The sequence below is a fragment of the Thalassotalea sp. G20_0 genome, from assembly GCF_017744175.1.
Taxonomy (GTDB): Bacteria; Pseudomonadota; Gammaproteobacteria; order Pseudomonadales; family Endozoicomonadaceae; genus Endozoicomonas.
Map to the genome: position 1 here is coordinate 37,929 of NZ_JAGHQV010000010.1, position 26,303 is coordinate 64,231.

Here is a 26,303-nt window from a genome sequence, read left to right on the forward strand (position 1 = left end):
ATGGAATCCTATCTACAAGAGTGGTTAAACCTGCTATTTCGCTGGCTACATGTGACTGCCGGTGTCGCCTGGATTGGCGCATCCTTTTATTTCAACTGGCTGGAAGGGCGGTTGGAAGCAGCGCCAGCAAACAAGCAGAAAAAAGGCATCAAAGGTGAGTTGTGGGCGCTGCACGGCGGCGGTATTTATGAAGTGAATAAATATCATCTTGCCCCGGAAAAACTGCCGACAACGCTGCATTGGTTTAAATGGGAGGCTTATGTCACCTGGCTGAGCGGCATGGGCTTGCTGGCCATTATTTATTACTGGGGGGCAGAGAGTTATTTACTGGCACCGCAGTCTGCGCTGACGCCCATTCAGGCCATTGCCATCAGTATCTTCAGCCTGCTAACGGCCTGGCTGATTTATGACCTGTTGTGTAAATCACCGCTATTCAAACAGGAAACACTGTTCAGCCTGGTGCTGTTCTCGCTGGTGGTGTTTGCCGCCTGGGGCTACGCACAACTGTTCAGTGGCCGTGCCGCCTATATTCATGTCGGTGCGCTGATTGGTACCCTGATGGTGGGAAATGTGTTCAGGGTGATTATCCCTTCCCAGAGAAAACTGGTTGCCGCCGCTGAACAGGGGGATACCAGTTTTGATCCTTCTTGTCTTGGAAAGAGTGCCAGGCATGCCCTGCTGCGCTCTCGCCACAACAATTACTTCACACTGCCGTTGTTGTTTATCATGATCAGTGGTCACTATGCCATGACCTTTGGCAGCCAGTGGAACTGGGCAATTCTGGCGGTTCTGGCAGCGGCTTCAGTACTGGTTCGTCATTTCTTCAACCGACGCAATCAGGGTGCCATTTTAACCTGGCTATGGCCTGCAGCGGCGGTGTTGATGTTGACTCTGGCCTTTATTATCCGACCACAAATGGCTGCACAGCAGGCACCGATGGCAGAGCAACCGGCTGTGGAACAGGGCGATATTGTTGAGCTGGTTACTGCCCGATGCAGCACCTGTCACTCGGCAACACCGACAGATCCTCTCTTTCAGTCACCGCCCGGTGGCCTGGTTTTCCACGACTATGATTCCATCGCCAACAAGGCTGATAAGATTTATAGCCAGACCGTACAGACTCAGATTATGCCATTGGCTAATCGCACGGGCATGACCGATGAAGAGCGCAAGTTGCTTGGCCTGTGGTATCAACAACTCAGAGCGGGTGGATCGAATGATTCATGATGTTGAAGCCTCTCTTTCAGTAATGCCACTTGCTTAAGAGTGGATATAAAGAAGACCCGGTACAGAGTCGTCCGGGTCACATAATCAGTTGAGGCGAACGGTCACCCAGACAAAGCGGTGATCTGAGGAAACTTCTTTATCGGTACCACGGTCTCCTACCCTGGGGTCATTAAACAGCAGACGTCCCGGTTCGCCCTCTGCCTGCCAGTAGACACCGGAATCCACCACATTCAGCGTCAACGACGGCACGGCATAGTCTACCCGGCTCCCAAAGGTACTGGTGCGGGTTTCAGGGTAAGGGTGGCCTTTGCTGTTATCTTCCAGCCTGGCACCTTCGCTGACTGGTAAATACTTGCCAGCCGGATGACTGACCTCGTTATTGACCAGCGGATGGAAGATCATAAGTTCTCGAATGCCATAATTCTGACCGCTGGAGAACTCCGTGTCGGCATTCAGGTCACCCATAATCACAAAGTCCTCACCGGTAAAGCCGCCGGTATTGCCCTGGTCGTCATAGAGGCTTGGTTCACCATTCAGGTAGTGCATCCACAATTTATTTTCAGCACCGTTGCGATAGCGGTTATGGTGGGCCAGGGGATCAAAAGCTGCCGGCGTCGGGTGGGACAGCAGGGCGTGGATAACCTTGTTGCCACTGGGTGTGGGGATAATAATTGGCGCATCCACATGGTTTTTCGAGCTGAGTCGCAGCTCCTGAAACTCCTTATCGTTGTACCAGTTATCGTTACATTTCATGCCCTCAGGAATTGGGTTGTCGGGATCTTCACAGTTAATAATGGTCGGAATCACAACTTCTTCAGGCAGATCTTTCCACTTGAACGTTTGAAAGGTGCGGGTGTTGTCGGCATCAATCTCAAACCTCGACATCAGGGCAAAGCCGTAGTGCCCATGATAAAAACCAAAGCCGTAGGCATCATTGGGCAATGTGGGTCCAGCGCCGTCATTGCCAAAATCCAGACTGGTGTCTGTGGGCAACAGACCGGTATTAGTGGCATAGTTCTGAACAAACGGGTAGTGAATCGGCTCCAGCATATCGCCCCCGTCGACACTGTTCATACTTTGGGAAACCGACAGATAGTTTTTCTGGAAGTTGGCCAGCGCGGTCATATCCTTGCCTTCACCATCGTTATTGAACTCGGTGAGCAGCAATACATCAGGCCGGTTCTTCTGGATGATGGCAGCAATATTACGAATCTGTATCACCCGCTCTGCCCTGGCATGCACGTCAGATTCAGTACCACCGGCAACATCCTGTTTCCAGATGGCAATCAACTGGTTCTGTTCCTCTGGCGTGATGCTGAAAAACTCAACCCAGCGCTGGTAGTTTTCTGCCGCGTCACCATCGACAGCAAACGATACGTTAAATGAAGCGAACTTGACATCCACTGGCATTATTGGTTCGGTTACAAACTCTTCATTACAGCCAGATAACAGGATAGTGGAAGTAGCCAGCACAGCGGCCAGCAGGGTCTTTTTTACATTCATGGGGGGGGAAGTAAGCGGTGGTTAATCAGGTGGATTATTGTGCATGGAAAGTCTGTTGTACACTATTGATGCAGATCAAACCAAGTGATTAATCTTTGTACACCTGACAGCAGGGCATTCAAGATAATTTCAGCGAGCATGAGCACCTGATTTCCCTGGCGATATCACCTCAGGTGAGTACTGCAGCGGCTCTTAGGGTAGACATTAAGCGCCTACTACTCTCTTCGGCAAGTTAAAGATGGAACCACGAAGGACACGAAGAGCACGAAGGAAAAGAATAGCTCTTCTTTGTGTTCTTCGTGGTTCCATCCGAAACCCCAATTAAAGGAGGGATAAGCTTAATGTCCAACCTAATGCAGCGGCTAACCTGTCAGAGTCTATCATCAGATGGGGCGGGTCATTAACCTTTATGATAAGTGCTATTTGATAAAGTGCTGCCGATAAAACCGAAGTTCATCAATGGACTCACGGATATCTTCCAGCGCAAGGTGAACACCCTTCTTGGTAAACTGCTCCAGTAACTCCGGCTGCCAGCGACGAGCCAGCTCTTTCAGGGTGCTGACATCAATATTCCGATAGTGGAAGTAGTCGTGCAGCTCTGGCATATATTGCCAGAGGAAACGGCGGTCCTGACCGATGGAGTTACCGCACATTGGTGAAATACCCTGGTCAACGTGTTGGCGGAGAAAATCCAGGGTCATCTGTTCAGCCTGCCTTTCACTGATAGTGCTGGCTCTTACCCGATCCGTCAGGCCTGTGGCTCCGTGAGTCTTAACACACCACTCATTCATGGCACCCAGAACATCATCATTCTGGTGAACAGCGAGAACTGGACCTTCCTCCAGAATGTTCAACTGGCCATCGGTAACAATTGTCGCGATCTCAAGAATCCGATCATTGACTGGATCCAGGCCTGTCATTTCCAGGTCGATCCATATGAGATTATCCGATTTAGCCATCCAACACCCGGTCGTCAAAGTTTAGAAAGTCTGAACGGTTTGATAATTACCTGTCCTGTCGCTGAAAAAAGATGGATCAATTTAAGGGCAGATAACGAATCAGCTGACATAATAAGTCTACTTCATTCATAATTGCAGCGAAATCAGCTCAACACAAATTTATGATACTGTCCAACCTTACAAATCAGGCTCTCTCCCGCACATCATGAGTAAGCGCAAACTAACGCGCAAACAAAGCTGGCGCATCGAGAAAATTCAGGAAGAACGCAAAGCCCGCGCCCAAAAGCGTGAGGATAAGATTACCCTGGAACTTCAGGATGATTCCCTGGGACCAGAGCAACCAGGGCTGATTATTGCCCACTATGGCGCACAGCTGGATATCGAACCCATTGGCAAACCCGGTGAGACCTATCGCTGCCACCTGAGGGCCAACCTGCCACCACTGGTGACTGGTGACCGTATTGTCTGGAGAGCCTCCAGCAAAGGCGGCATGGGGGTGGTAGTGGCACTTGAGGACCGTGACAGCCTGTTATCCAGACCGGATATGCGAGGACAGCTAAAGCCGGTTGCCAGCAATATTGACTACATTGTTCTGGTCATCGCCCCGGTTCCTGTTCCTCATTCAAACCTGATTGACCGTTATCTGGTGGCTGCGGAGACCGTTGGTATTGAGCCGGTCATCCTGCTCAATAAAACCGATTTGCTGGAAGGTGGAGCGAGCCGTCCATCTTTCAGTAAAGAGCTTGACGATATGCTGATTAACTATGAGCGTATTGGCTACCGCGTACTTAAAGCCTCCACCCGGACGGAAGATGGGCTCAATGAACTCAAGAACCTTCTGAATGAACATACCAGCGTTTTCGTCGGCCAAAGCGGTGTCGGAAAGTCTTCCCTGGTCAATACACTGCTGCCCGGCGTTGATACCAAGGTCGGCCCGCTGTCTGAAAGCACCGGCAAAGGCACCCATACCACCACGGCAGCCAGGCTATTCCACTTCCCGGCCGGTGGTATGCTGATTGACTCCCCGGGGATTCGGGAATTCGGGCTTTGGCATATGGAACCGGAAGACGTGTTGCACGGCTTTAAGGAGTTTCGTCCCTTTATCGGGCACTGCAAGTTCAGGGATTGCAGTCATGAACAGGAGCCGGGTTGCGCTATTCGTCAGGCCCTCCTGAATGGCGATATTCTTCAGGAAAGAATGGACAGCTACCAGAATATTTTGAATTCTCTGGAAAAAGCATAGGGCAGAAAAGCGTTAATACCCATAAAGTGGTACTGACTTAAGAGTGAAAGTCTTGCCATACGTAGGCTTTAAGGCACCCTGCGATTTGAACCACAAAGCACACAAAGAGCACAAAGGAAAAGAAAAGCTCTTCTTAGTGCTCTTTGTGTGCTTTGTGGTTCCATTCAAATCTCTCAATTTTTGAACACATCCAAGACACTGGTTTTCACACAAGGTCCTTGCTATGTGGCACAATAGCTTTCCAAAGTTGTGCACAGCCAATCTGCTTCAATGCAAAAACACACTGGAAAAATGGTTCTTTCCTCAAGCTTTCAATTACGGTACCCGTGCCTCTGTACTGTGAATGCCAATTGTCCTGGCGATAGTAAAATTGCACCAGGCTCGCGTTGAGATTCACGGCCTGCTTGATGACAGAATGCCTTACGGTTTCTGTTTTGGGTTTATCATAAGGGTCTTTCATGACCGTATGCCCCAGAGTAATCACCCGCCCTTGGCGATTGAGAAATAAATAAGCCAGCAAACCACCGGTATCTGTTGTCCCAAAATGTCTTTCTACGTACGCTTTGGCTGATTGATTGCTGGGAATACAAGCCGGCGTAAAGGCCAGATACTGTTTCAATTGCTGAGGGAGAGGCAGTGTCGCATATTCGCGTGACACAATTCTTTTTTGGGAGAGTTGCTGTTGAATGGCCCGCCTGCACAGATGTTTCAGGGAACCAACCGTCAGATGTTCATCTTCGTGCAGGCCATAAAGCTCAGCCACGGTACCTTGCCACTGACAGCCAGTAAATGGACACCTGAGGTAAAATTTGCTGATTTTACGTCCCGTGAAATTATCAACGTTAATCAAATTACAATAACTGATATTTTCTGGAGTATCCGGCTTATTCTCAGCTGAGCAATGGTGACATAATCGATCTGTTGGTAGTGCCAGGGTTCTGTAATGGCTACAGTCCTTGCATAGCAAATGGCCACACATTGTCTGAACTACCCTTCGTGGTATTCCGCCACAATCAACGCAAACGCGATTCTCTGGAAACCGAATGCGCTCGCTGTTTTCCGGCAACCACTGAGCATTGCTGACAGCGTATCCGCCCCACAACACTCTGTTACTGTCGCTATCTACAACGCCGCCATGGGCACTGCCCATCAGTGGCAGTATCGGGCGGCTGACTGCTGGGTTCATGTTCATAGGTGCTCCAAAACGTGGCTTCGCCAGTCATGAGAATTGGTCATCTGGCTTCCCGGTTGCCCTGCACAAATACGACACTCTCAAACTACAGGGCGGGCCGGTTGGTGCCTGACGCAGAGGCTCTTCCTGGAAAAGCTACCGTGGAGTATCAATTGCTTAACGAAAACTTTCCAAAGTGTCACACCATCAATATGCGCCAAATCGTCGCAAGCGTCCCAATGCACACAATTCCATCGCAAGGATTCAGCTACGGTGTCATTACCTTCACAAGCGGGATCCCATTTTTTCGGGTGGTAGTAAAACTGTATATAGACCGCCTTGCGGTCCAATGCCTGCTCGCGGATAAAGCGCTTTACGGCTCTTTTTTTGTCGGCATCAGAGGGATCCTGCACGACCGTAGACCACGTAGCCATCACCCGGTCCTTATTATTGAGCAACAGGCAAACCAGCAAACCAGGGGATGTCACAAAGTACTTTTCTACATAGGCTTTGGCTGAGCGGTTGCTGGGCGTGTAACCCGGTGGCGCATTGGCCAGATACTGTTGTAACCCCAGAGGTAAGCGCAAGACAGCGCAGCATTCGCTTAACAGAATAGTATTATGACCAAAGCGGCGTTGAATGGCCGTCCTGCACAGATGTTTAAGTTGAGAGACAGGGGAAGCATTCATCAGATGTTCACTTTCATGAATGCCGAAAAGTTCAGCCACCGTGCCTTGCCACTGACAATCGGTGAATGGACACTTGAGGTAAAATTTGTCGATCGCACGTCTTTTGAATGGAAAAGGTTCGATCACTTTGCAAGCATCTATGTGTTCCTGCGTGGCAGGTTTTCCATTAGCTGTGCATATATGACATAAACGACCTGGCGGGGTTGTCAGGGTTCTGTATTCGCTGCAGTCTTCACACAGAAGGGAGACGCAAGCTGTTTGTACTGCGTTGCGCGCCAATCCCTGACAATCAAAGCAAATACTCCTCGGTAATGAATAGAGATACTCTTTATTTTCTTCCGGAAAAGCCTCCACATTGCAAATGTGGTATCCGCCCCACAACACTTTGTTGCGGTAAATATCCGTAACTGGACCACAGGCACTGCCCATCAGCGGCAGTTTTTGGGCGCTGGCTACTGCGTTCATGTTTCCCGATCATCCAAAATCAATATTGCAATGCAAATGGCCCCGGACAAGTCATGGAAATCACAGGTTCGGAGTGTGATGCTCATGAAACAGCGTCCAGTATAGCCAGCATCTGCTCTGCCTGCCGAACGGGACACAGGGAGGGAGTTGGGTGGCAGGTCTTTCTTTTTGAACACCTTCAGGATTCAAGGCCTGACACCGGTTTTTTCTCTGGAAAAGGCGTAGAAGACAGTCGTACAATCTTTTTTGATAAGTGTCATTGCGGTTCAAGGATTACCTATACTCAACAGTATCAGATAACACCGCCTGCCGATCATGATCAACTATCAGACCACCAGCCAGCACCCAAGGCTTGGCTTTGAAGTGTGTCAGGGTTTAAACCTGAAAACGTTAACCAGCAGCCAGAGGCTTGGTCTGAAACATGCGCTTTGGCAGCATGGGGTGATCTTTGCCAGAAAGCAATATCTGACCGCCAGTGAGATGGAACAATTTGCACTGGATACTTTCGGTCCCATGATGATAGGCGACAATCGCCAACGTAAGGATCGCCCACCTTTACCACCTGAGCTGGTCAGCAATCATGTGGCCGTACTTGGCAACCCCCTGGGCTCTGTTGATCGCCCACTGGAGTCAGCTGCATGGCAATGGCATCACGACAAGGATGCGCTTCCCCGCCTGGAGGGACTGGCAATGAATGCGCTCTATATCGTGATGCTTCATATACACAAGGTGCCCGGGACCGGATGCGATGGACAACCTCACACAACGCACTTCCTCGACCAGCTTGAAGCCTGGCGCGCGCTCAGTCCTGAGCGGCAGGCAGAGTTGAGAGCCGTAAAACTGATCCACTCGCCACCTTTTCTGACGCCTGATTCATGGACAGCGGAAACACCGTTAAAACCCCACCCCCTGGTTTCTGAACATGAACTGATTGCCAGGGAAGGGCTCTACATGGGATCGGATACAGCGATACCGGTTGGGCTTGAAAAGGACCCTGAAGCGGCCAGAACATTCTGGCAAGCACTGTTGGATGAAATCCTTGCCAGCTGTGTCATTTACGCTCACCGGTGGCAGGAAGGCGATATTGTTTTCTGGGATAACTCTCAAGTCATGCACCGTGGACAACCCTATGACTCAAGGCACCATCAGCGAGTTGGCCTCAGGTTAGGGGTTGTAGCCCGGGAAGAAACCACTCTGCGACATCTAGCGAATTATTGAGGTGGGGAACCTTGCAACTATAAATCTGTCGAATCCAATGGATGATTAATAACCGGTAATGAAAAAATGAATTCAACATATTTTTCTTTTGCCACTACTGCTGCTGCAAAAATTAACTCCATCGTGTACAGCTCAAAGGCTATGGGGGGAAAACAGCAAACATCAAGGACATTGTTCAAAACGGTAACAACTTCGGAAGAGCCGGTAAAGCCGCGAATAAATAAGCGCAAAGCAATGGATGAAGGGCCCATCATTGCGGATCTCGGCAAGAAAAGTTGTAAAGTAACTACTCCTGATCACCAGATTGCTGTCAGGCAGAGTCCACGGCCTTCAGAATCGTGGCAAGCAAGTATCTCCCAGAAACCTGATCCCGCTGTCTTACCTGGTCAAAATATACAGCGGGCCTTGGATCAGCCCATTGAAATAAGTGGAAGACAATATACTCGTCAGGAAATTGCCGGGTTAACCGTACAAAAACTTAATCAGATTCTCAAGAAAGAAGAAAATAAAGAGGTTTGTAAATTTGTAAGATATTTGCGAAGAACTGAGAAGAATAAAGAATACTCTGAAAAAAGTAGAGGATTAAAAGTTGCTAAAGTTAAATACATCAAAAAGCAAATAAAAGTGATGAAATCAGAAAAGGATAGATTGAAATTGGAGAATAAAAATCTATCCCGGGAAATAAAGGCCATTGATGAAAAATGTAAAGATATTGAGCGGTTAATTTCCATTAGTAAAAATTAAATAAGAGATAGAAAGTAAACAGGGGTCTGCCTTTTCGAACATAGTAAAGATACAAGACCTACCGTTCTTTCTATTTTCAAACAGCCTTTTATTGTTACTACAGAACTACCAAAAAGTTCTGATCAAAAACCGCCACTGAAGCTGGAGTCACAGCCTCCGCCACCGAAGCTACAGTCACCTCCGCTGTAACCACTGCCGCTGCAAACACCGCTGCTATAACCACCGCCACCAGAGTAGTCATCGTGACTACTACTACCATAAGTACCATAAGCACTACTGCTGTGATGACTGCTGCTGGCGAGTAAACCACCTGACACCAATCCTATAAACAAGCCGTTTCGCTTGGAACTGGAAGTTTCGGAGTTGCCAGTACTTTTGCTTCCGGAGATGGAAGATGTGCTCGGGGGGTGAGCTTTGACATGCGTTCTAATGGTTTGTCTTTGACCCTGAGAGAATTTTCCCGACGGAGTATCTGGCAGATTTGTCGTTGACCTTCGTGTGTAGGGTTCACTTTTCGGTTGGTCAACAGAGGTACAGCTAAAGCAACTCCACAGACCTTTTCTCTTGGTCCGGGGCTCTTGTTGTTGCAAACCGGCACTTACACAATCGGAGCGCACAGTGGCCCCAGAAATGGATTCCATGGAAATCTCCAGTGTTTCATAGTTATATGGTTAATGTTTATTTGTACGTCCGCTTTACTGCATGATTCCTGATAACAGAGACAACATTTGGCGGAACACCATGGATCATAGTCATGATTCTGGATATGGCAAATTTTCTATGGTTTTTTGGGCTATGTTTCCTTTAAAGGCACTGTTCGGAAACAATCGTAAATAAATTCTGTCCAATCCAATGAGTCAGGCAAACCGGATTTATTGAACGATGAATATTTCAGGCAACTATCAGGCAATGGCCCAAAGTGGAAACAATCTTCGGCACTGTCAATCCTGTCAGAATGAACGACAGGCTGTGCAAGAGTCGACCTTTAATGAATGCTCCGAATTGGTGTGTCTGGGATGCTGTTCCTGCCTGGTATTTAAATTGGGATACGGCTGCATAGCATCTGGTTTCTGTGGTGTGCTATGTGCCGCAGCGTGCAAACCATTGTTATTGGACCTGAGTGTTTATTTAACGGATGAGCATCTGAAAGATCGTAAGTGCCATCACACGGATAACTTGACGCCCCGGTTTAACGTTAGCGGCACCAGTAGCGATATTACAGCTGATACTGCCAGGGCAACGGGTTCAGTTGATGACCGTCCGACTAAACAACCCCGGCCTATTACTGTTCAGCCAGAGAAAAACTCAGACAGACATCCTCGCCCAATCGGGCGTGGCAGAAATAAACGTCGCCGGTAGTGTTGTAATTATACTGGTCCGATACACCGTGAATATGACAACACTTCCGTTCTTTCCGGTATTTATCAATAAAAGTATGCTGGAGTCATATGGCATTGCTTTTTGCTTTTTTTCTTAACCGGGCAGCAGTGATACTGCCCACATTATCATTATCAACACCTTCATCAGCAACACGTTGCGATTCGACAAAATCAGCCCATATAGCAACGTCATGTTTATTGTACAAACAAACAGGAATTTGCCAGCAGTATTTTTTCAGACTTTCAGGTAATGGCAACTGGTCCAGAACGAAATACTGATCAGTGGCTGCATATCGTTTGATGATCGACCGGCACAAATACTTTAATGAGTAAGGGCTATCCACAATATTCTCAATGGACAGAATCTCATTAAAGTTCCTTTCGATAATGCGCAGTGGACTTTCTACAAGAAACTTTCCTGTCAGTGAGGTTACCTTGGCAATGCATTGAAACGCACTGGTTTTATCAGGTATTTGTTGAAACAGAATTCTGAGTATTTCATCCTCACCATTGAGAGCGGCGAGGTAAAATGCACGGGAGTCATAACCCATGACTGCCTTTTGCCACCCCCTGCTCAGGATAAACTCTACCTCACTGGAAAGACCACCTGCTATGACCGTCAGCAGCGGAAACCAATGATTGTGGTCAAGTGTGAAGACTTCTACCTTTTGCCGGATCAGGAATCGGAGAATATCTGTGTCTCTGGACTCATTGGCATAGTAACAGGCGAGCTGGAAGACAGAGGTGAAGGTTTTGCAGTTCCTTGCATTGATATCAGCACCATATTCTACAAGTCGTTTCACCACCTGTTTATTCCCTTTGCGGCAGGCGGACATCAGCGGAGTTGAACCATACGTGTTGACCGCTTCAACATCTGCTCCGGCCGCCAACAGCATCTGGGTAACCTCTTCGTTGCCTACTTCAGCAGCAGCATGCAAGGGGCCGAACATCATTGAATCTGTCTTCTCTATATCTGCCCCCGCAGTCAAAAGTATCCCGGTGATTTCTGTGCAGTTCTGATCGGCAGCCGCTATCAGGGGTGTCCAGCTGGCATTGTCGGCCCGGTCCACATCAGCTTTTGCACGAATTAGCTTTCTGACATGCTCGGGCTGATTAAAATAGGCGGCTCTGGTCATTAGTGTAAATCCCTCATCATCCACTGTGTTCAAGTCACCTGTCGACAGAGCTGCATGACTTGAACAACATTGGCCTAATACACTGGACAGTGAATCCGCTCCGTTCAGTTGCCCGTTCAGTTCAGGGGTGAGCGTTTCAGCAGGTTTCACTTTACGATTGGCCAGCCTGGGCATCGTGCCCGCTTCAAACTGGTTGCCAGCGGTTGGCAATTGACGGGTAGTAATCTGATCTTCTGGATAGTGGTCGCTGGACAGATGGTTAGGGGCAACCGGGAGTAAACTCGATAATCTTTCTGCTGGACCCACGCTACCTCCCGGGAAAATCAGGATAATATGACAGCATCTCTGTTAGAGAGATAAACGTCATGAAAGTTCCTGATTGGGCAGCTAATCGCAATAGCTCATGACGTTTTCGTCATGATGAAAAACTGTGCTTGCAATGCGGGGCAGACAATATACGACACTGTTTTTTAATTGGTGTCATTAGATCCTTCATGAGCAACCATATTAAATGCCCTGGAGCGCAGATTGCTGGCCAGTTTGCCCTGGGCTGGATCGGGGTAACTGTTCTGAAGACGCTCCAGAACATGCATAAGGACAATGCGTGATACGGAGTCGAGCTTTGGCTCTAAATATTCAAGGACTGCCAGGACATTAATGCGCGTCATTGCCATCAGTGCGCGGGCAGGACCAACAGCCTGACCGATTGCCAGGTTGAGTTCATCGATCATAATGCTGGTAAGTGACCTGGCGTGGGTCGAGTCACCTGAAGCCAGCACAGGGGAATCGTAATTTAGCAGTGTTGACGGGCCAGATTCCATCGGGGTGATCAAGTCAACCACATAAATCCAGTCTTTCCTTGTATACGTTCCTTTTAAACGAAGAATGAGGTTGCAGAAGCAACAGTTTATGCCGTAGTAAACCTCATTGAAGTCGTTGGTTTTAACCGGTTCATACTCATCCGGCAAGAAGCCGCCCTCCTCCTTGGCAGCTTCCTTCAGCCAGTCATAGAGTTGATCTTTAATGCTACTGAAATCCTCTCTGTTAAGCACCAAAAGATCGGTATCCCTTGGCGTGACTGAGCGTTGAATAACACCCGGTAATATTTCGGCTGGTAACAGGTCGCTGCTGGTTGCCAGCTTAAATGCCTCGCTCCCCCAGAGTGACTGAACCTGTACCTGGTAAGCACGGCTTCCCAAATATGCCACAGGCTTCCCGTCATGATTCAACGCCTGGACCCCCTTGGCTATTTGCTCATGAAAATAATCTCTTGCCGTGAGGGTCTTCGGAGTATCTAACCTGACAGATTTGTTATTGTTTGTGACAAAATTTGCCAGAGTATTACGGTTTTTGCTGGTTTGTTTTTTAGAGCGGCCATTATTAGTCGGGACTGGATTCGGTTTATGACTGATAGTGGTTTTGGCTAATGATAGCTCTTTAGAGATATTCAGGTCTTTTAAGCAGCCTGCTATGAAAGCAATATTTTTTTTCAATCTTTTCCTGTTACAAGCTGAAGCCTGTTCAAGCTTGGCAATAGTTGGAAACTCATTATTGAGAATGTCGACCCGTTTACTGATAACGGTAACCAGGGCATCATTCAAATGCTTAATTTGTTGCAAACTATGGTATAAAGTAGCGTGAATTGACTCGAACAGAACAATTTTCAGGCACTTGTCTTGTTCATTAATGACGTGTTCCCTGATTTTGTTTAAGTGACTGAAAGCATCTTTGAAACTGGATTTGATGTTTTGGTTGAACCTGTGAAATTGATCAGTTTTCTCTTTAATCCCGGAAGCATTTGCTTTGATTTTTTCATTCCATTTCTCTTTTCTCATCTTTGGTGCGTGTGATGAATCACTGGTATAAATGCTGGTAAGGCAGGCTTCCAGATCACTGAATATTGAAGCGCATTCACAAATTTGCTCAATGAGCACTACGCAGTAATAACTGCACTGAGAGAACGTCAGCAATAACTCAGTGTGCGGTGATGGTGCATGGTTTGCAAAAATATTGGTTAGCCATTCACAGGATGTTCTGTCCAGTTCTGAGATGTTGATGCCTGGATTGTATGCATCGCACTCTTTATTAATGAGCTTTAAAATATCATGATTCTGGATCAGGGGGCGTGCCAGGAAGGGTTTCAGGTATTCAGAAAGCGGTTGCGGATTGTCATTTGTTATTCCATCCCCGGCAGTATACTGCACGATGATTTTTTTGGCCTCATCAAAGCTATTCCTGATGGTCATCTCGTGATTGTTGGTCAGAGTCTGTATTCTTTTCCTGACCAGAGGTAAACGACGGTAGAATGCGCAGTCTTTCATTGCCTCATCGGGCAATAAGCCAAGCTCATGCAACTGGTCTCCCCATCGGTTCAGAACATCCAGTGTTTTTTGCAAATACTCGGTTTTCTCTACCGGTATTAAGAGTGACTGGTTTTCAGTTTCATCCTCCTTGTGATCAATAAGGTTACTCAAGTAAATAGAAGCAGTTACAAGCCCTTTGATGAAATAATAGCTAAGGGGGTAATATCTGGATTGTCTATGCTCATTAAGTTCGCTATGCCAGCTTTCGATGTTAATTTCAGCCGTATTATTATGTTTAAGTGCTTGAATAACCGGCTCCAGTGAATACTGGTTGTGGAAAACTATTCGAGTGGTTGCTTCACAAGCCTTTTTGGTTTCATCCCATCGCCCTGCTATTGAAGCTGCATGTATTAAATCTGCACAGAATAGATGCTGCCCAATCGTCTGATTGGTCACGCAGACTGGTTGAAATTCGTGATCACCAGATTCTTGCCTGTATCGATCAATTGATTGGAAAAGATAATCAGAGACGATATGCAGGATAGGCTCTTTACTCTTAAAGTCTTCCCATGCTCCTGTAGCAATGGCAGTGAGCATATCGCTGATCCCTTCTCTTAGCATGTCAGACTCTTTCGGATTAAAGCCAGGGCGTTTCCGGGGTGGCACATGCAAAATTGAGTGGTAATTCCTGATTTGCGGTTTTACTGGTGCCCGAAGGGCAATATTGTCTCTGATGTCAGCGCCTCTTATCAATGTCTCCACAACACAATAAACAAAGGATAAATGGCAGGCAATATATTCACTCAGAAAGCTGATTGCTTGCTGGTCCGGGGAATCATCCCCGGGATACCATTGGCATAGCATTTTGATGAGAACACGATACTGCATGGCCAGCCGCAGCGTTACTTCACACATGTCATCGCTCAAAAACAGCTGTTCGGAGAATTCGATATATTGACTTTTGAAAGGGAACTTTTTTTTGTTATACCAATCAACAAGTTGGTATGCATTGTCTCTGAATACCAGATATTTATCGGCGAGACACCTGAGCGAAACCAGTCTATTGTAGATTAATCTATGGAACTGGTGATGATCGGTATCAAGAAACTTTCTATTGAGGAATTCTTGCTCAAGTTCCGCACTATGGTTGGATAATACCTCCTTGAAGTTTCGGACACTCCCTATCGTAATTCTCTGAGGGGACGACGGTATGCAGAAATCGGGAAGAGTACGCTCAACGCTGTTATCATCAGGCAGAGGCTTCATGAACACGTCGGAAACAGGGCAGGAGGCTGATGAGGGTTCCGGAAGGCTCTGGTCAGAAGCCGAGGTCAATTCAGGTGTATGGTACGTTTCATCTACTTTAATGGTCGCAGTTTGCCTTTTGGTCAGTGAAAAATCACTGGGCTGGGAGTATTCCGGGCCATTGGTTTTATCACTACTCACGAAATGAAGTTCTGGTTTGATTACAGAAGCTCCGGCTGTCGTTGGGTCTGTGTTTACCAATCCTTCTGAGCGGCGCTCAGTGGTGTATTCGTCAGGGGCAGGACGGGGAAAAGCAAACGGAGTACATGTGTTTTCGATATTTTGCATAATTATTTTTAAAGAACGGCATGTAACAACTGGATATCTTTATTATTCAGACATAATTACTCTGATTTGGTTCCACATAATTAATTATGCTCAAGGAGTTGAGTGCACCGGTCCTATCTATATTGATTTTTTCCTGAAACCTGTTGTCAAAGGACTGATATATTAAATGCCCTGGAACGCAGAGTGCTGGCCAGTTTTTCCTGGGCTGGATCGGGGTAACTGTTCTGAAGACGCTCCAGAACATGCATAAGCACAATGCGTGATACGGGATCTAGCTTTGGCTCTAAATATTCAAGGACTGCCAGGACATTAATGCGCGTCATTGCCATCAGTGAACGGGCAGGGCTAACGCTAACAGGGCTAACGCTAACAGCCTGATTGATTGCCAGGTTGAGTTCATCCATCATAATGCTGGTAAGTGGCCTTGCCTGGGTCGAGTCACCAGAAGGCAGCACGGGGGAGTCGTAAGTCAGCAGTGGTGACGGGCCTGAGTCCATCGGGGAGATCAAGTCAACCACATAAGCCCAGTCTTTCCTGAAATAACTTCCACTTAAAGAAACAATGAGGTTGCAGCAGCAACAGTTTTTGCCGTAGTAAAACTTGTTGTCATCGTTGGGAGTAATCAGTTGATATTTCCCCGGCATGTTGTCGTCTATGCCGGCGGCTTTCTTGAGACGGATACAGAGTTGCGTTTTGATTTCACTGAATTTCTCCTGGTCAAGTACCAAAAGATCGGTATCTCTTGGCGTGACTGAGCGTTTAATAACTGTATCAGATATTTCGGCTGGTAACAGATGGCTGCCGGTTGCCAGCTCAAATGCATTATTCCCCCAAAGTGACTGAATCTGCGTCTGATAAGCACGGCTCCCCAGATAGACCACAGGCAAACCTTGATGTTGCAACGTCTGCACTTCGCTGGCTATTTGCTCTTGAAATTCAGCTCTGTTACTGAGAGTCTCCGGAGTATCTGGCCAGATAGTTATTGCTTTGGCAAAACCTGCCAGAGTATCACTGTGATTGATGACTTGATTGTTGCGTTGACCTTTTTTAATCTGGCCTGAATTCGGTTTATGCCTGCCAGTGGTGTTGGCTAATGATAGCTCTTTAGAGTCATTCAGTTCTTTTAAGCACCTTGCTATGAAAGCAATATTTTTGTTCAATCTTTTCCCAAAACCAGCAGTAGCCTGTTCAAGGTTGGCAATAGTTGGAAACTCATGCCTGAGAATGTCGATCCGTTTACTGCTAACGTTAATCAGGGCAGAGTTCAAATGCTGAAGTTGTAACAAACTGTGGTATAAAGTAGTCTGAATTGACTCTGAAAGCACAATTTTCAGGCATTTGTCTTCCCCATTATTGCTGTGTTCTCTGATTTCTTTTAAGTGGCTGAAAGCATGGATGAAAAAGGCTTTGAAATTTTGGTTGAACTTGTCAAATTGATCAATTTTCTCTTTAATCCCGGAAGCATTTGCTCTGATTTCATCTTTCCATTTCTCTTTGGCCATCTTAAGTGAGTGTGATGGTTTACTTGTATGAATGCTGGTAAGGCAGGTCTCCAGATCACCGAATATTGAAGCGCATTCACAAATATGCTCAACTAGTATTGCACAGTGATAACAGCAGTGGAAGAACGTTAACAATAACTCGGTGTGCGGTGTTGGTGCATCGTCTGCAAAAATTTTAATTAGGTGCAGACAGGATTCTCTGTTCAGTTCTGAGATGTTAATGTTTGGATTGAGTGCATTCCACGTTTTATTAATAAGCTTTAAAATATCATTATTCTGGAGAAGTATTTGTGTCAGCCGGGATTTCAGGTACGCAGGAAGCTGTTGCGGATTGTCATTTGTTACCCCATCCAAGGGGGTATGTTGCATAATGGCCTTTTGGGCCTCATGAAAGCTCTTCTTGATGGCCATCTCGTGATTGTTGGTCAGAGTCAGTAATCTTAGCCAGGCGAGAGATAAACGGCGATGGTATTTACAGGTTTCCCTTGCTTCACTGGTCAAAAATCCAAGCTTCTGCAACTGGTCTGCCCATGTATCCAGAACATTCAGTATTTGTATCAGATCTTCCGTCTTCATTACTTTTATTAACGGTGATTGTTTCTCAGTGTCACTCTCCTTGTGAGCAAGAAGGGTACTCAGGTAAGTAGACGCAGCTTCAAGCCCAAGGGTAAAATACTTGTGAATGGGGTAGGGTCGGGATTGTGTGTATTCATTAAAATCATTATGCCAGTTCTCAATGTTGATTCCTGCTGTATTATTATTATGTTTAAGTGCCTGAATAACCGGCTCCAGTGAATACTTGCCATGAAATACTATTCGAGTGGTTGCTTCACAAGCCTTATCGGCTTCGTCCCATCGTCCTGCCATTAAAGCAGCATGGAATAACTCTGCACAAAATAGATGTTGCCCAATCGTCTTTTGATTAATGCAGACTGGTTGGAATTTTTTTTGATCACTCCCTTCATTCCTGTATCGATCGATTGAACTGAAAAGGTATTTAGAGGTGGTTTTCAGGATATCTTGAGGAGCTTCCCTGTTCAGGGTTTCCCATGTTCCTGTGGCAATGGCAGTGAGCATATTGCTGATGCCTTCATTCAAGGTACCAGTTCCGTGTGGCTTTATGTCAGGGTGTTCCCGGAGGGGCGCATGCAAAATTGTGTGAAAGTTAAGTGGATTTACTGGTGCCCGCACGGCGATATATTTGTTGAAATCAGCGTATCTTATCAGGCCCTCCACAAGACAACAGATATATGACAAATGGCAAACAAGAGATTCACTGAGAAAGCTGATTGATTGCTGGTGCGGGTATTCAACCCCAGAGGGCCATCGATATAACATTTTGTTGAGATCACGATAGAGCTCGCCCAGCCTCAGTATTTCCTTACACATATCATCACTCAAAAACAGCTGTCTGGACAATTTGCCATAGAGACTTTTGTAAGCCATTTCTGTTTTGTTATACCATTCAACAAGTTTGTAAGAACTGTCTTTGAATGCTTGATATTTATCAGCAAGATGCTTGAGCGAAGCCAGTCTATTGCAGATTAAGCTATGGAACTGGTAACTGTCTGTGTCCAGAAACTTTCCATTGAGAAATTCCTGATCAAGTTCCATTTTAAAGATGGATAATTCGTCCTTGAATTTTTGGATATCCCCGGTGGTAATTTCCAGGGGATTGGGCAGTGTCATGTCGAAATAGGGAAGAGTGCCCATAATGGTGTCATCATCATCAGTCAGAGGCTTCATGAACACGTCAGAGACAGGACAGAAGGCTGATGACTGTTCCGGCTGGCTCTGCCCGGCAGCTGAGGTCAGTTCAGGTGCATGATACGTTTTATCGACAGGACTGGTCTCCGTCTTTCTTTCACTCAGTGATAAATCACTGGGCTGAGAGTTTTCCGGGTCATTGATGATATCACTGCCCGGGGAATGAAGTTCTGGTTTGATTGCAGTAGCCCTGGCAGTTGTTGATGTGTCCGCCAATTCTTCTGAGCCAGTGGTGTATGCCTCAGGGGCAGGCCGGGGACAAGTAAATGTGTTTTCGGTATTGTTCATAATTATTATTAAAAGAACTTTACGTAATAATCGGATATGTTTTATTAATCAGACATAATTAATCCAATTTGGTTCCATGGAATTAATTACCCTCAAGGAGTTGGAGGCAAGTCTTTCATTTTGAACACATTCAATAACTGATATTTGTTTACGTAACACCGGGCCTGCTAATTTTGGAACTTTAGTACATAAAATTAATCTTATTATGATTACCCTCTTTTGACGTAATTTATCAACTTTAATCAGATGATTTTTGTAAGACCTGTTCGGTTGATCGAAGATGGTCTGTTGAGGGTTGGGGAATCAGATCTTTGTTTTTGGGCATCAAAGTTTCAATACCAAACATCTGTTTTTCCGACTGTGAATGTAATGGGTGAAAATCAGATGGCGGTATATTGGTAGAAACCTGTGGAACAACTTTAGCAAATAAATCATTAAACTTTGCTGTGGTATCTGTGTTTGCCTTCTTAGGGTAGACATTAAGGAATTCTTCCTGATAGTACTATTGTCCATTCTTTCTTTAGCTTCTGAGAACGAGTGCAGGCGGGTTGGTTTCTACGTGTTGCGGGTCTTGAATTGGAACCACGAAGCACACGAAGAGCACAAAGAAGAGCTTTGCTTTTCCTTTGTGCTCTTCGTGTGCTTCGTGGTTCAAAGCTTTTGCTTCTGGAATTAATAGATAATTCTTAATGTCTACCCTAAGAAAAAGGCTTAACAAAGCCTGACTACATTTTTTAGTCAGACTCAAATCCCAGCACTTTCCTGATGTTGTCAGCCACAATGGTACCTATACAAGCCTGCTCAAACGTTTCTAATGCTTCTTTATAGGTATTACCGCAATAGAGGGAATGAGTGTTTTCCCCACCATTCTTGGTGGGAAGTATTTCACCACGGTACACGACATTATTGTGAGAATCGTATTCAAAAAAATGTTTACACCGGATTGGATTCAACGCCAGAAGGAAAAGCGTGCCGTCATCAAATTGACCTGCATATATTGAATGTGGATCGCTTGGTTGAATATATTTATGTGGGCACAATCGGCGGCTATGAATCAAATCTATAGGATTGAAAATATAAACACCTGTAAACTCTTTCACGGTATTGTCACATTCTGAGTAATTATCTTTCTTCAATAATCCATCGAGTGCCAGGTTGTATTTCAACAAGTCCTGATACATAAGGGTATTTTCCTGACGTTCAATTTTTATCATATTCCTGAACTCAATCGGAGGTGGACCTGATGATGATGTGACTGATTGCATGCAGTGGCTTTTCATAAAATAATCATTTTCCGACAGTGACTTGAATCGGTAAAAATCAGGTTGTGGTATTTTGGTAGCCTGTGGAACAACTTCTTTAACCGATAAATTATTAAACGTTGCTGTGGCATTTGTGCTTGCTGTGGCACTTGTGTTTGCTGTGGCACTTGTGTTTGCCGTGGCACTTGTGTTTGCCGTGGCATCCCTGGTTGTTTCAGGCTTTTGTTGTTCTTGCCACGCCATTTTTGGGTAAGTTGATGCTGATATGGGTGAAGTCATAAAAATTACTCTTATTCTAAATAATCAAGTTGATGGCAAGGGGGAATGTTCAAAGCGTTTGCAACGCTCGTGAGAATTCCCCGGCTCAAGGTGGAACTTTGTCAGTTCTGACCACTAATCCAAATGTGAGTTGAATAGCGTGACTATTCACTGAACAAAAGCGAATTTTCAGATCCATAGTAGGGTAGATCGTTCCCGGACAGCCTTCTGGTGAAATCGGGTGCCTCTGCCTTTATCCATTGCTCAAAAGCCTTTAATGATTGATCTATTTTTGTGCTGTCATAATCTTTGATACCCCATAACCATTTCTTCATTGATAAATTGCACTCATGTTCATTCTTTTTATGTTTGTCCATATTCGCTGTAAAGTCATCCAGCCAATGTTTTCCTTGTTGATTAATGATCAATAGTTTCATGAATTCCACAGTTGTAAGATGGCTAACAGCTATTATCCTGTTTTTCAGGCAGCATTTAGCTATTTCTAATCGAGTCTCATCTGAGCAACTCTCCCATATTTTTGTAAAGTGATTTCTGCATTTTTCCAGAATATGTTGATAACAAATTTCAGCTTTAAATTTATCCATCATGTTTTGATATTCATGATCTAATTCAAAACACGACATTGTATTGTTTTCCGTGCTCCTGAAATTTTTTCCGGATTTCTGATTCCCCCCATCGTTTGCGTTGATGCCAAATTCTATGTATTCGTGTTCAAGAGGAAACATGACAAATTCTATAATATTTACAATTAAAGCCAGAACCTCTTCTCTGGGTGCATGGCTACACACATCTTTTGAAGGGTCAGTCAAATATAATACATCGGTCAGAAAAAACCATTTTTCACTGGCAAAACGCTTTTTATACTCTTGGTTTTCTTCGCCTTCTTCTCTATGGATGGAGGTTTTGAAGTCAAAGTAAAAATCCCTGACATTTACAATTTTACGTTCATAGAATTTCGGGTTATTTTTGACAAAATTTGATATATTTTCAACATTGTTCATTTTTATTCTAAAGAAGCTTTCAACAATAAATTGAAGTCTTTCCGGATGCATTCTGATTATATTGTCAATCTGTTCTTCGAGGATTTTTTTGGTTGTTTCATCCGCAGGTGACCAGCCAATGATGTGAGTCCAAAAAAGATCTTTCTTCACCACGGGACGCAGCAAGTAATTATTTTTTTCCATCACGTCCAGCCATAGTTCCAGATTGAACTGACCCTGACTGTTGATACATGATTGCGATATAGCTTGGGAGAGCTTTGGTATATTGTCTGTTACTTTCTTATTATTAATTATTCTTTCAGGTTCAAATTTTGCGTTTTTTAACACTGATAATGAAAAACATTCACCTTCAAAAGAGCAGCCTTTAAAAAAAGTACTTTCAAGACTTGCGTTGTTTAAATGCTCCATAGTGAATTTACATTGCTTGAATTTAGTTCTTTCAAATTCGGTATCATTCATTGAGCAGCCTCTGAAATCCAACCCTATAAGCTTGCGCGATGTGTCAGTCGTTGTTTTCAAACCATCCAAAGACTGCAATTTTCCTTCCAGTAGTCCCGGATTTTGTTGAAGCAGCAACTCAAAACCTTCTTCGCCAAAGGCTTTGATGAGCATTTTGATGTTCCCGGGAATCCGGCTGTATACAGAGATCAACTCATAGTAACGGGTTGACCGGGAATACTGAAAAAGCGCTTCCAGCGGTCGTCCGTCGGGCCAGTGACTGTAGCGTCGCTTGAGGGCATGCAACAGATTTAGCCGGTCTTCTGAAGAGCTGACGTGCAGCGTTTTCAGTTCATCAAACAATGACAAAGAGTCGGTAAAGAAGATCTCATGATATGGGGCTTTCATTACTTCCTGATAGTCACCATGCGACTGCAGAATGGTTTTAATGTTACGTCGAAAGGTCTCCAAACCGGGGTGGAAATCGTGATAAATACAATGATCTTTAATCGCACAGAGATCCAGACGGCCGAGCGTCTCAGATTTGAACAGCGCGGACAATTGCCCCCCATAAAGACTATGCCCGATTTTATGCTCGACAGGCTGGATACGGGCAAACACATCTCGGGCGTCAACATTAGCCTGACGCTTCATATCCTTGGTAACGGGCTCCAAGCCAATGTCCATCCGTCGCTCAAAGGAACACAGAGTAGCATAATTTTTCAGGCTAGCCATGACAGTCTCTTTACTGTCGGTTTTGCCAAGAAAACTGACATTGTGCCCGGGACAGAACGACCGGGCAGGGTTTTCGGCAATGTCATGTGGCAGCCCTGGAAGGAAATATATCAGTCGTCCTGCACGAAAACGAAGCTGTTCCTCGTATCTAAGCGGCTGTTTAAGCAGCTCTTCAAGAAACGCTTTTTTTCTGGCGATTACCGAAGCATCCGCGTTAGTATCTGCTGCCGCGGCACGGTTCATATCACCAAGGCAGCCATGATAGTTGGCCAGGGCGTCCAGCCATCGTTCCTCCAGGTCGCTGGCATCCGGCCGCTGACAATGAATGCCCAGCCCTGCCAACTCACTGAACAGCGCTTCAACCACTGATTTATCGTGTCCGGGCAAGGTCAGCGCCAGGCTATTTTGCAAGGCTCGGGCCTCAGGCAACCACTCGGGTATAAACTCAATGTGCCCCTCCTGACTGACTGGTTTCAGTTCAGCCACCCGGACAGGTGAGGCATGCAGGCCGGCATAATTAAGCTGAGTCTTGTTAAAATAACTGGCGCTCTGGCCTGTTTGCCTGGCAAAGCCGTGACTGAATTCAGCTAATTGTACTTTTGCTTCAATATTTTCAGCAGCCCGCGAACAGACCCGCGCAGGAAAGGCGGGTTCAGGCAGTTGGATTAAGTTCAGGGAGTTCTCGCCAATAGACAGCCTGTCTGCCTCTAAAGACTCCCTGCATGTGGCGACATTGGTTTGCAGGTTCTTTATGGCCTTGTCGATGGTGTCGTGATCAGATGGGTTCCATCGCTCTTTATCCCGGATCAACTGCTGCGCCAATTGGTCACACTCATCGGCCAGGCTGGCCAGGTCACTGCGCCAGTCCCGGTAACTGTCGCTCTGGTGGTGGCACTGAAGGTAATTGATCCATGTGTTCAGATGGTGCAATCCCTGTTCCAGGGCGAGGTTGTATGCCAGTCGGTTGCTGGCATTCCGGGCCAGCTGGAGAGTCATCCGGGTAATCGGCTTGCCGTCCTGATCCAGTCGCTGGGTAAGGCAGAGCTGTCCGCCACGGATATCCGGGCCCTTAACCTGCAACCAGCCCCCGCGGATACCCGCCGCCGCTATGGCTTGATATTCTGCCATGGATACCCGCTCACCGGCCTCGACGCTGTTGGCAAATCGGGTGGTGAGCCAGGCGATTCGATCATGAATCGTCTGCCGTAACCAGCTACGGTCACCGGGCAGGAAGCCGCTGTGTTCGATCTGCTGGTCCAGCGCTTGCCAGTCAACTTCGCGCAGCATCGTTTTCAGGGTCTGCCCCAGCAGCTCATCGTCCAATTGTGACAGAATAGCCACGCAAGGGTTGTGGATAACGTGGGAGTTCATTGCTGGTGCCCGGGGATCCCGCAGTTTTATCAGCAGCACCGGCATGGAGGAAAAATCATCCTCTTTGGAGGTGGGTTCTGGTTTATCCGGACAGGGATAGCGTGTGGCCATCCCGGCGAATTCCCAGTTTAACATCACCGGCTCCCCTTGTGGGGTCAGTTCAATGTTCTCCCAGTCTTCGTTGACCATGGCTTCATTACCAACGATGGTATTGACCAGTAGCAATCTGGCCCACTGATTTGCAGGCAGGGATTGCAGGGGGGCTTTCCCACTTTTCAGGTTACCTGGCCAGTCAGCGGGAACTTCGCTGACCACATAACTGCAACCCTGTTCCTGATGGGCAAAGGTGACGGGGGCATTAACGCCCAGCAGTCGGGCGAGATTGGCCATCAGTGCCTGATTGCAGGCGCTTTCCACAGAGACCGCTGTTTTGATGTAGTAGCACTGTTGCTGAACGGGATCATTATACAGCTGCCCAATCTTGCTCCCTCCCAGGCTCTCACTCTGCCGGTTCAGCCTGGCCAGGGAAAAGGTGGGTTCTGGTGCCACCGGGAGACCGGTAAAAGGAGTGATCAGCTTGCTGATGAAATCGGATTGCGTGCTTATAGTAAATAACTGATATTCCAATGGCGAAGGATGGTGTTCCCACTGCTTTTTCGTGTTTACACACCCGGTAGCGGTTTGGCTGAAAAAATTTATGACTGTTTTGGCGTTGTCTTGCAAGTCGATGGTAGACCAGAGGTCGCCCTGACCGGCAATCACCCGGCAGACCTCTCTGGCCAGTAAGCGCCACGCTTCACGACTTTGGTCATCATGGCAGGCGGCAAAACACTCCAGCTTGTCAATATAAAAGTAAGATCTGACCCGCATAACCTCCAGCGTATCGGCATCATGGAGCAGACTGCGCAGTGTCTGTATCTCCCAGGGCAAGTGCTTGCAGGCATCCGGCCGATCCTTGTGGCGAATTGCTTCACCGCACTGCCAGGCCAGGGACTGCTCTATGCCACAGTTACGCAGGTGCTCTTGCAAATTGTCACTGCTGGCCTTTTCCCATTCAGTGGTGTCTTTTCCATCTCCTTCACGGCCCGAATCATGGAACAGACAGGCCTTGACCAGTAACGGTACCAGGTGCTCAGGAAAGTTCAGGGCCCGGGGATCTTGCTGCTGTTTGCGTTGCTGCAGTATCGCCAGCGCCCAGATTGCGGTCCGGCAGCTGTGCTGGAGGCCATGAATGGGACGCGCAATGGTCTGGGATGGTGGTAAAAAGCTGGATGGATGATATTCCTGAAGCAGGGCAGTTTTTACCGGAATCTCAATGGATTTGATAAACGGTAGGTCGATTATTGGAAAGCTGGACGTTTCCATTCTGGTTGTATGGTGGACCGATGTGCTTTCAGCAGTCGTCGGTGTCGGCTTTTCATAAGCCATTAGACTGATTTTCCGATGAGCGTTACTAACCGCCTTGGTATCGGGTGTGCACTGATCATTGGAAATAAAGTTTTCAGGCTTATTCGAAAGGTCGGCACCTGAGGGCATTATGTTGTCATTAACCCGGACCGTTCTGGTGAACGTCATTCGTCGTATGTCGTTACCGTCTGGCATATCAACATCGCCATTGATTTGTTTATCAGGGGCGCTCAAACTTCTGGGGCTGGCCGAATTAATCATTAAGTTCACCTTTATCGTTCCCGGTCCTGTTTTAAGGAGGCTGTCCGAGAATAGACCTGTGTTAATCTCGGTCAGCCTCCTATGGTTTCTGAATTACTCGGCCATAAATTTTTGTAGTTTTAGCCCGGATATCTCATAAACGTGCTCCTGATCTCGCTTGTCCTTTGCCGCTCCGGGAGTGACAAAGTCCTCGGCTTTAGCATCCTGCGTCACCCTGGCTCCCACATCCATGTGGTCGTAAGTGAGATTCGCGGCAGTTTATAAAACACCGGATTTGACCAATCGCTCAATAATTAGTTCCCGTCCAAAAAACGCATTGGGCAATCCATGCTTAAATTTGAGGAGCACCTGCAAAATGTTCG

The 26,303-nt window shown here is 46.6% G+C and carries 14 protein-coding genes; 4 read left to right on the plus strand and 10 right to left on the minus strand.

Annotated elements, in window-relative coordinates; all coding sequences use genetic code 11:
* Entirely contained in the window at positions 1–1,227 is a 1,227-nt protein-coding gene (locus tag J7438_RS08195) for a urate hydroxylase PuuD (RefSeq protein ID WP_209200631.1), read from the plus strand.
* An 84-nt stretch (positions 1,228–1,311) separates the two neighbouring features.
* Here J7438_RS08195 and J7438_RS08200 read toward each other — a convergent pair whose 3' ends face one another.
* Positions 1,312–2,730, minus strand: a complete 1,419-nt coding sequence (locus J7438_RS08200) for an endonuclease/exonuclease/phosphatase family protein (protein ID WP_209200632.1) — start codon at positions 2,728–2,730, stop codon at positions 1,312–1,314.
* A gap of 419 nt (positions 2,731–3,149) precedes the next feature.
* Entirely contained in the window at positions 3,150–3,689 is a 540-nt protein-coding gene (orn, locus tag J7438_RS08205) for an oligoribonuclease (protein ID WP_209200633.1), read from the minus strand.
* A gap of 205 nt (positions 3,690–3,894) precedes the next feature.
* Here orn and rsgA point away from each other — a divergent pair, with 205 nt between their 5' ends.
* Entirely contained in the window at positions 3,895–4,932 is a 1,038-nt protein-coding gene (rsgA, locus tag J7438_RS08210) for a small ribosomal subunit biogenesis GTPase RsgA (RefSeq protein WP_209276165.1), read from the plus strand.
* 205 nt (positions 4,933–5,137) lie between these two features.
* Here rsgA and J7438_RS08215 read toward each other — a convergent pair whose 3' ends face one another.
* Positions 5,138–5,695 (minus strand): hypothetical protein, encoded by a 558-nt coding sequence (locus J7438_RS08215; RefSeq protein ID WP_209276166.1) that lies wholly within the window; start codon positions 5,693–5,695, stop codon positions 5,138–5,140.
* Between the two features lie 509 nt (positions 5,696–6,204).
* Positions 6,205–7,257 (minus strand): hypothetical protein, encoded by a 1,053-nt coding sequence (locus J7438_RS08220; RefSeq protein WP_209276167.1) that lies wholly within the window; start codon positions 7,255–7,257, stop codon positions 6,205–6,207.
* A gap of 315 nt (positions 7,258–7,572) precedes the next feature.
* Here J7438_RS08220 and J7438_RS08225 point away from each other — a divergent pair, with 315 nt between their 5' ends.
* Together J7438_RS08225 and J7438_RS08230 are read left to right on the plus strand one after the other, a co-directional pair.
* Entirely contained in the window at positions 7,573–8,475 is a 903-nt protein-coding gene (locus J7438_RS08225) for a TauD/TfdA dioxygenase family protein (RefSeq protein WP_209276168.1), read from the plus strand.
* Between the two features lie 66 nt (positions 8,476–8,541).
* Positions 8,542–9,219, plus strand: a complete 678-nt coding sequence (locus tag J7438_RS08230; protein ID WP_209276169.1) for a hypothetical protein — start codon at positions 8,542–8,544, stop codon at positions 9,217–9,219.
* A 122-nt stretch (positions 9,220–9,341) separates the two neighbouring features.
* Here J7438_RS08230 and J7438_RS08235 read toward each other — a convergent pair whose 3' ends face one another.
* The 6 genes from J7438_RS08235 to J7438_RS08260 all read right to left on the minus strand — a co-directional run bounded on the left by J7438_RS08235 (position 9,342) and on the right by J7438_RS08260 (position 25,941).
* A complete protein-coding gene (locus tag J7438_RS08235) occupies positions 9,342–9,536 on the minus strand; it encodes a hypothetical protein (RefSeq protein ID WP_209276170.1) in 195 nt (64 codons plus the stop codon).
* A 1,127-nt stretch (positions 9,537–10,663) separates the two neighbouring features.
* Positions 10,664–12,040, minus strand: a complete 1,377-nt coding sequence (locus tag J7438_RS08240; RefSeq protein ID WP_209276171.1) for an ankyrin repeat and SOCS box protein — start codon at positions 12,038–12,040, stop codon at positions 10,664–10,666.
* A gap of 164 nt (positions 12,041–12,204) precedes the next feature.
* Complete coding sequence (locus J7438_RS08245) at positions 12,205–15,483, minus strand: hypothetical protein (RefSeq protein ID WP_209276172.1); 3,279 nt, start codon at positions 15,481–15,483, stop codon at positions 12,205–12,207.
* A gap of 293 nt (positions 15,484–15,776) precedes the next feature.
* Positions 15,777–19,115, minus strand: coding sequence for a hypothetical protein (locus J7438_RS08250; protein WP_209276173.1), 3,339 nt, complete (start codon positions 19,113–19,115; stop codon positions 15,777–15,779).
* Positions 19,116–19,921: 806 nt separating this feature from the next.
* Positions 19,922–20,728, minus strand: coding sequence for a hypothetical protein (locus tag J7438_RS08255; protein ID WP_209276174.1), 807 nt, complete (start codon positions 20,726–20,728; stop codon positions 19,922–19,924).
* A 143-nt stretch (positions 20,729–20,871) separates the two neighbouring features.
* The gene (locus J7438_RS08260; RefSeq protein ID WP_209276175.1) at positions 20,872–25,941 is read right to left on the minus strand and encodes a SidE phosphodiesterase domain-containing protein; all 5,070 of its coding nucleotides are present in this window, start codon (positions 25,939–25,941) and stop codon (positions 20,872–20,874) included.
* Between the last annotated feature and the right edge of the window lie 362 nt (positions 25,942–26,303).